This window comes from Sphingorhabdus sp. (assembly GCF_044354325.1).
In the GTDB taxonomy this organism is placed as follows: domain Bacteria; phylum Pseudomonadota; class Alphaproteobacteria; order Sphingomonadales; family Sphingomonadaceae; genus Sphingorhabdus_B.
Window position 1 is genome coordinate 1 of record NZ_JBILAF010000101.1, and the last position, 7477, is coordinate 7477.

The 7477-nt window shown below is 58.8% G+C and carries 5 protein-coding genes and 1 pseudogene; 4 read left to right on the forward strand and 2 right to left on the reverse strand.

Annotated elements, in window-relative coordinates; genetic code table 11:
* Positions 1-440: pseudogene (locus ACIQ0G_RS08940) on the forward strand (phosphomannomutase); the annotation flags it as partial.
* A gap of 6 nt (positions 441-446) precedes the next feature.
* Positions 447-2945 (forward strand): ligase-associated DNA damage response DEXH box helicase, encoded by a 2499-nt coding sequence (locus tag ACIQ0G_RS08945; RefSeq protein WP_397577607.1) that lies wholly within the window; start codon positions 447-449, stop codon positions 2943-2945.
* A 111-nt stretch (positions 2946-3056) separates the two neighbouring features.
* On the opposite strand, the gene ACIQ0G_RS08950 is transcribed toward ACIQ0G_RS08945, so the two are convergent.
* Positions 3057-4973, reverse strand: a complete 1917-nt coding sequence (locus tag ACIQ0G_RS08950; RefSeq protein WP_397577608.1) for a prolyl oligopeptidase family serine peptidase — start codon at positions 4971-4973, stop codon at positions 3057-3059.
* Between the two features lie 161 nt (positions 4974-5134).
* Here ACIQ0G_RS08950 and ACIQ0G_RS08955 point away from each other — a divergent pair, with 161 nt between their 5' ends.
* Positions 5135-6094: a retroviral-like aspartic protease family protein gene (locus ACIQ0G_RS08955; protein ID WP_397577609.1), complete on the forward strand. Its 960-nt coding sequence runs from the start codon at positions 5135-5137 to the stop codon at positions 6092-6094.
* 56 nt (positions 6095-6150) lie between these two features.
* Positions 6151-6846 (forward strand): ligase-associated DNA damage response endonuclease PdeM, encoded by a 696-nt coding sequence (gene pdeM / locus ACIQ0G_RS08960; protein ID WP_397577610.1) that lies wholly within the window; start codon positions 6151-6153, stop codon positions 6844-6846.
* Here the strand turns inward: pdeM and ACIQ0G_RS08965 are convergent.
* Positions 6817-7477: YggS family pyridoxal phosphate-dependent enzyme (locus ACIQ0G_RS08965; protein WP_397577611.1), on the reverse strand; the 661-nt coding region annotated here is incomplete at its 5' end. The two genes, pdeM and ACIQ0G_RS08965, sit on opposite strands and share 30 nt — an antisense overlap.

The window sequence follows — 7477 nt, forward strand, 5'->3', positions numbered from 1 at the left end:
CGCCGCTGGCAGGCGAAATGAGCGGGCACATCTTCTTCAAGCATGAATATTATGGCTTTGATGACGCGATTTACGCGGCGGTGCGTTTAATGGCGGCGTCGGCCAAGCTCGGCAAAAGCGTCACTGAATTGCGCGGCGATATGCCCGTCATGATCAACACCCCCGAAATGCGTTTTCAGGTCGATGAGACCCGCAAGTTCGCCGTGATCGACGAAGTTCTCGCGCGCCTTTCGGCAGACGGCGCCGACGTCAACAACACCGACGGCGCGCGCGTGAACACGCCCGATGGCTGGTGGTTGTTGCGTGCATCAAACACGCAGGATGTATTGGTCGCACGCGCGGAAGCATCAAGCGAAGAGGGCCTCGACCGATTGATGACGCAGATTGATGCGCAATTGGCGGCATCGGGACTGGAACGCGGAGAGCAAGCAGGGCATTAAGCTCTGGTGACATTACCTTCCATCATCCTCGACTGGTTCGCCGCGCGCGATTGGACGCCGCGGCGCCATCAACTGGAGATGCTGGAAGCTGCTGGCGTAGGGCGGCATGCGCTGCTCGTGGCCGCGACGGGTGCGGGCAAGACGCTGGCTGGGTTTTTGCCGACGTTGGCCGAATTAGTTAAAGACATGCGTTCCCCGGCGCAGGCCGGGGTCCAGACGTCATCAAACAACGCTGAGTTGGGGGCTGGATCCCAGCCTGCGCTGGGAAACACATTAACGCCGGCGAGCGGCCTGCACACGCTTTATATCTCCCCGCTCAAGGCGCTTGCGGTCGATGTGCGGCGCAATCTGTTAATGCCAATCGAAGAGATGGGCCTGCCCATCCGCGTCGAGGCGCGCACGGGCGATACGCCGTCCGACCGCAAGGCGCGGCAGCGGGTGAAGCCGCCGCATATATTGCTGACTACGCCCGAATCATTATCGCTGCTGCTCAGCCACGAAGACAGCGTGCATATGTTCTCGACGCTCAAGCGCGTCATCATCGATGAAGTGCACGCATTCGCCAATGGTAAACGCGGTGACCTGCTCAGCCTGTCGCTTGCGCGTCTGCAAACGCTCGCCCCCGATTTGCAGCGCGTTGCCCTATCGGCCACCGTCGCCGATCCCGATGACTATCGCGCGTGGCTCGCGCCTTATGGTGACATCGACCAAGTGCGCTTGGTCGAAGGCGAGGCGGCGGCAGAGCCTGACCTAAACATCCTCCTCCCCGAAGGCCGCGTGCCGTGGGCGGGGCACAGCGGACAGCATGCGATACCGCAGCTGATCGACGAAATCGGCCGCAACAAAATCACCCTGATATTCTGCAACACGCGCTTCCTTGCCGAGTTTATCTTCCAGAAATTGTGGGATGCGAATGAGCCCAAATATGCCATCGGCATTCACCACGGCTCGCTATCGATTGAGGCGCGGCGCAAGGTCGAAGGCGCAATGGCCGACGGCAAGCTGCGCGCATTGGTGTGCACGGCCTCGCTCGATCTGGGTGTCGACTGGGGCGATGTCGACTGCGTCATTCAAATGGGCGCGCCCAAGGGATCGTCAAGGCTGCTGCAACGCATTGGCCGATCGAACCACCGCATGGACGAGCCATCCAAGGCCATCCTCGTGCCGGGCAACCGCTTTGAATATCTGGAGGCGCAGGCCGCCTATGACGCGGTGGCCGAGGGCGTGCGCGATGGGGAAACCTTCCGGCCCGGCAGCTATGACGTCTTGGCGCAGCATGTCATGGGCATTGCGTGCGCGGGTCCGTTTGATGAGGAACAGTTGTTGGCGGAGGTGCAATCTGCCCTGCCTTATTCCGCGATGGATGCCGCGACCTTTGCCCGCGTCATCGCGTTTGTCGCGACGGGTGGCTATTCATTGAGGGCGTATGACCGGTTCAAGAAACTGGTCAAAGATCCCGACGGCAGGTGGCGGCTCTCGCACCCGCAATTTGCCGCGCAGCACCGGTTTAATGCGGGCATCATCGTTGACGCGCCGATGCTCGAAATCCGTTTCCGCAATGGCCGCAAGTTGGGCAAGGTAGAAGAATCCTTCGCCTCGACGCTCAGCCCCGGTAACACGTTCACCTTTGCCGGCATGGCGCTTGAAGTCGAATCCATCAAGGACCTCGACCTCATTGTCCGCGCCGCGACGAAGCCTGCGACCAACATCCCAAGCTATATGGGTGCACGCTTGCCGCTCACCACCCATTTGGCGGGTAGGGTGCGGCAGATGTTGACCGATCGCGCAGGCTGGGCGCGCTTTCCCGACGAAGTGCGCGAGTGGCTGGAGATGCAGGCCTATCGCAGCCAGATGCCCAAGCCCGGTCAGCTTCTAGTCGAGACATTCCCGCACGACAAACGTCATTATATGGTGACCTATCCGTTTGAAGGTTGGAACGCGCACCAGTCGTTGGGCATGCTCATCACCCGCCGCATGGAAAGCCGCGGCCTGATGCCCATGGGCTTTGTCGCCAGCGATTATGCGTTGGGCGTCTGGAGCCTGAAGCCAATCACGGACGCACGCCCGCTTTTCTCCTCCGACATTTTGGCGGATGAATTCACCGAGTGGGTCGAATCGAGCTATTTATTGAAACGCGCCTTTCGTGAGGTCGCGGTCATCAGCGGCCTTGTCGAGCGGCAGCATCCCGGCAAACGCAAGACGGGCAAGCAGGTTACGTTTTCCACTGACCTTATTTACGATGTGCTGCGCAAATATGAACCCGACCATCTGTTGCTTGAGGCGGCGTGGGCCGATGCGCGCACGCGGTTGGCCGACGTTGGGCGGCTTGGTGATTTGTTGGACCGCGCCGCCGATACAATGCTGCATGTCGACCTTGAACGCGTTAGCCCCCTCGCCGTGCCGTTGCTCGTTATGATTGGCCGCGAGAGTGTGGCGCAGGGGTCGGTTGACGACGCACTGCTGATGGAAGCTGAAAGCCTCGCCGGCATTGCGATGACGCCGTGAAACGAAACCGTAGCCTCGACCGCCACGCTTCGTCATCCCGAACTGGTTTCGGGATAACAAGCGACGGTGGCGTGTTATCCTGAATCGAGTTCAGGATGACGAGACGTTAGGTCAATTCAACAAATTCTGCTTCCAGAACATCAATGTCGACCAGAATTGATAGTCGACATTTTCTTTCTTGGCGAAGCCATGGCCTTCATTTTTGCCCAACAAATGCCAAGCGACGCCGCCCTTGTCGCGGATGGCCTTTACGATTTGATCGGCTTCGGATGCTGGCACACGGGGGTCGTTCCCACCGGTGACAACAAACATCGGTTTCGTGATTTCCGCCACGCGGGTCAGTGGTGAAATTTCAAGTAACTTTGCCCGCTGTGCCGGATCGCGTTCATCGCCATATTCGACGCGGCGCAAATCGCGGCGATAGCTTTGGGTGTTTTCAAGGAAGGTCACGAAGTTGGAAATGGCGACAATGCAGTTCGTCGCGCGCAATTTATCCTTGAACTGCACAGCGGCGGCATAGCACATATAGCCCCCGTAAGATCCGCCAGCGAGGCCAAAGCGGCTTGCGTCAAGCGATGGGTCTTTGGCCAGCGTGCCCAGAAACGCGCCCATGTCTTTGACCGAGTCCTCGCGTTTGAACGGGCCGTTATCCAGCCCGACAAATTTTTTGCCATATCCGGTTGAGCCGCGGACGTTGGGATAGAAAATCGCGACACCCATTTCGTTCAGTAGATAGTTGCTGCGCCCTTGGAAGCCGGGCCGCGATTGCCCCTCTGGACCGCCATGCACGTTCATGATCATCGGCCGCTTGCCGGGGTACTTCACGGGATCGGGGCGATAGAGAAATCCGGACACGGGCAACCCGTCAAAGCTTTTGACCGTCAGCAATTCAGGCTCGACATTCTTCGACACATCCAGACCGCCGGTTTCACTTTCGGTCCAGCGGGTCACCTTCAATGTTTTTGGATCAATGCTGTACGCATCAGCCGCGCTGCGGGCCGAGGTGAACGTCACCCCGATCTCGCCCCATTCGGAGACTTCGAACCCGCCGATGATGCCTGCAGGTAAGCCATCCACAACGCGGACCGTGTTGGTTTTGGGATCAAGCAATTTGAGTTTGCTTACCCCCGCCTCGTTGGTTTCGTACACGATGAAACTGCCGTCCGGTGAAATGTCGAAGCTGTCGACATCCCATTTCTCTGCCGGACCGCGCGGCGTGAATTTTCCGGTGGCGATGTCGATGGTCCCCAATCGCTGAAAGTCCGAACCTTCGTCGGACGTAACCCACAGCGAACCGTCGGGCGCAAAGGACGCGCCGCCAATGGCGATATCCTTGGTATGATCGCCAATGGGGGTCATCTTGCCCGTGGCCAGATCAAGGAGCGACATGTCGACATTGCTGACCGACAGATATTGGCCGACCACTGCGCTTTTCTTGTCGGGCGAAAACGCGCCAACATTCCAACCGCCGCCTTTGACTTCGGCAACCATCCGGCTTGTCGATGGATCGCGCGGGTTCATGACGTAGATGTCATTGTCGCTGCCGTTGCGCCGCGTCGACGTATAGGCGACCAACTCTCCATCATCGCTCCATGCGTTTATGCTGTTGCGGCTTTTGCCATCGGTCAGCAGCGTGAGCTTGCCGTCCTTCAGCGCATAGATTTGGTAGAATTCATTGCCGCCGATATCTTTCTGCGTCAGCAATATGTCGCCGGTTTTCGGGGCCCAGCTGCCACCACCAACGGGCTCCGCCTCAAAGCTAATTTGCTTACGGTCCATCATCGGCCCAGCGACGCGGTGCAACTGCGCGGTGTTGCCGAAACGGGTCGCGATCAGCATGGATTTGTCGGTCGGATGCCAACCGGAGAAGCTTGCCGTACGAAATTCCATATAGGGCCGCGTCTGCACGGGTAGCTCATCCGGCACGGGAGGGACGCCATCGGCGACCAGCGCGTCGGGTTTCGGCGCATCGGCAAAGGCAGGCGCCATGGGCAAAGCCAGCGCGGCAATCAAAAGAAGTTTCTTCATATTTATCCCCTTCTGTAATTTTATGATGCGGAGGCTAACGCAAAGCTGCCGCCGCAACAAACGACTTTGTTCCCGCTTCGACAAAAGGCGGATTCGGTTCGACGGGCCATGCCTTTCGCTGTGCGTAAAGAGGCGTATTGTGGCGGCATTGGAGATTTGAAATGCAACGCAGCGCGCTTGGATTCATCGGCCTATTTTTAAGCACATCGGCAATGGCGCAGGAGCTGCTTCCGCTGGATGCTGCATCGGATGTTGCCGCGATCACCGAAGAGTTCGGCATTGACCGTAGCGACCGGATGACCGTGCAGGTGCGTGTGAACGGCAGCGACGCCGTCCCCTTCATCGTCGATACCGGCGCAGAACGGACCGTCATTGCCAATGACCTCGCGCGCAAACTGGCGTTGGAGGCAGGCCCCACGCTCACGCTCGCGACGATATCGGGACGGTATCAGGTCAACAGCTTCTTCATCGACAGCATTTCCACCGCGTCGGTTAACCTGCAGGGTGTTGAGGCACCCGGCCTGGAACGCGCAAACCTCGGCGCATATGGGCTGTTGGGTATCGACAGTCTGGAGGACAATCGGGTGCATCTCGATTTCGTACAGCAGACAATGGATGTGCTGCCGTCGCGTAAAACGCGCGGTAAGACAAAGCTCGAAAATGGCATGATTGTCGTGCAGGCGCGGCGCAAGGCGGGCCGGATGATATTATCGAGCGCGCGGATTGATGGTATTAAGGTCGACATCATTCTCGACACCGGCGCGCAAAGCAGCATGGCCAATGTCGCCCTGCGCGATAAGCTGCGCAGGCGCCATCGCGTCTTTGACTTCATTCCGGTGAAGATGCGGAGTGTGACCGGCACGATCCTGAACGGTGACTATACCCAAATTCGCGAGATCGAGGTCGGCGGGCTGATCATTAAGGATATGCCCATGACCTTCGCCGACAATTACGCGTTCACGGCGCTTAACCTTCAGGATCGGCCAGCAATCTTGCTCGGCATGGACGCGCTGAAACTGTTTGACCGCGTGCTGATTGATTTCAGCAACCGGCGCGTGGGCTTCGATCCGCCAAAGGGCGTTTCGCTGGAACCGAGAACACGGGTTGCTCTCGCATTATAGGGATGCAGCCGACAACGGCTTGCGCCGCTGATAGACAATCCGCATAGCCGCAGGCGATGTCGTATGCTTTTGAATTTGGGGGTCAGTCGTTCGAGGTTGCCGGTGAGGCAGCCTTATATTGGCCTGCCCAAGATGCATTGCTTGTGTCCGATCTGCATTTGGAAAAAGCCAGCGCTTATGCCTTAAATGGCCAGATGCTGCCGCCTTATGACAGCATCGCAACGCTTGAGGACATTGCGGCGCTCTGCACCACATATAGGCCAGCCAAAATCATATCCTTGGGCGATAATTTTCACGACGATGACGGCGAGGCGCGGCTGGCGGAATCGGCGGCGGCGTTGTTGGTCGACTTGACCCGCAATACCAAATGGCTCTGGATCACCGGGAACCACGACCGCGCGGTTTCGGGTATCTGGGGCGGCAAAACGCACGACGAAATATGCCTGTCGGGCATCACATTTCGGCACGAAGCGCAACGCGGCGATCCCAATCCCGAAATATCGGGGCATTTCCACCCGAAATTTCGTCAGGTCTTGCGTGGCCGGATGGTCGCGCGGCGGTGCTTTGTCAAAACTGCGCGCAAAATCATCATGCCCGCATTTGGCGCGCTCACCGGCGGACTTGATGTGCAGGACAACGCGATTATGCACGCCTGCGACGTGGCGGATGGCGAGACGGTTGAGGCCTTGGTCGCGACCAAGGCGGGTTATGCGCGCTTTGCGTTAAGCGGGGGTGCTGCGCGCGCCAAATAAGGCTGTGCCAACGCGGACATAGGTCGCGCCCATCATGATCGCGGTGTCGAAATCTTCCGACATGCCCATGCTCAGTTGCGGCAAATCATGACGCGCCGCGAGCTCGGCCAGCAATGCAAAAAATGGCGCAGCCTCAATCGACGCTGGCGGTATGCACATCAATCCCGCCAATGGAACGCCGCTGTCCTTTGCCGCCGCAATCAATGCCGGCAATTCCGAAACCGCGCAGCCACCCTTTTGCTCTTCAGCGCCGATGTTCACTTGAATGAAGCACGGGATACAACGCGCCTGCTTTTCCATCGCCTTGCCAAGCGCCGTGGCCAGCGACAGCCGGTCAACCGAATGGATCATATCGAACAAGGCAACCGCTTCGTCCGCCTTGTTGGATTGAAGCTGCCCGATCAGATGCAATTGCACGCCGGGGTGGCGCTGCTTCAACGCGGGCCATTTGGTCGCCGCTTCCTGAACGCGGTTTTCACCGAAGAGCATTTGGCCTTCGTGGATCAGCGGTTCAATATCCTCTGCGGCGCGGGTTTTCGACACGGCAATCAGATGAATGTCTTCGGGCGCACGCCGCGCCATCTTGGCGGCGGCCGCCATGCGTTCACGGATTGCGGCCAAAGGGCCGGCG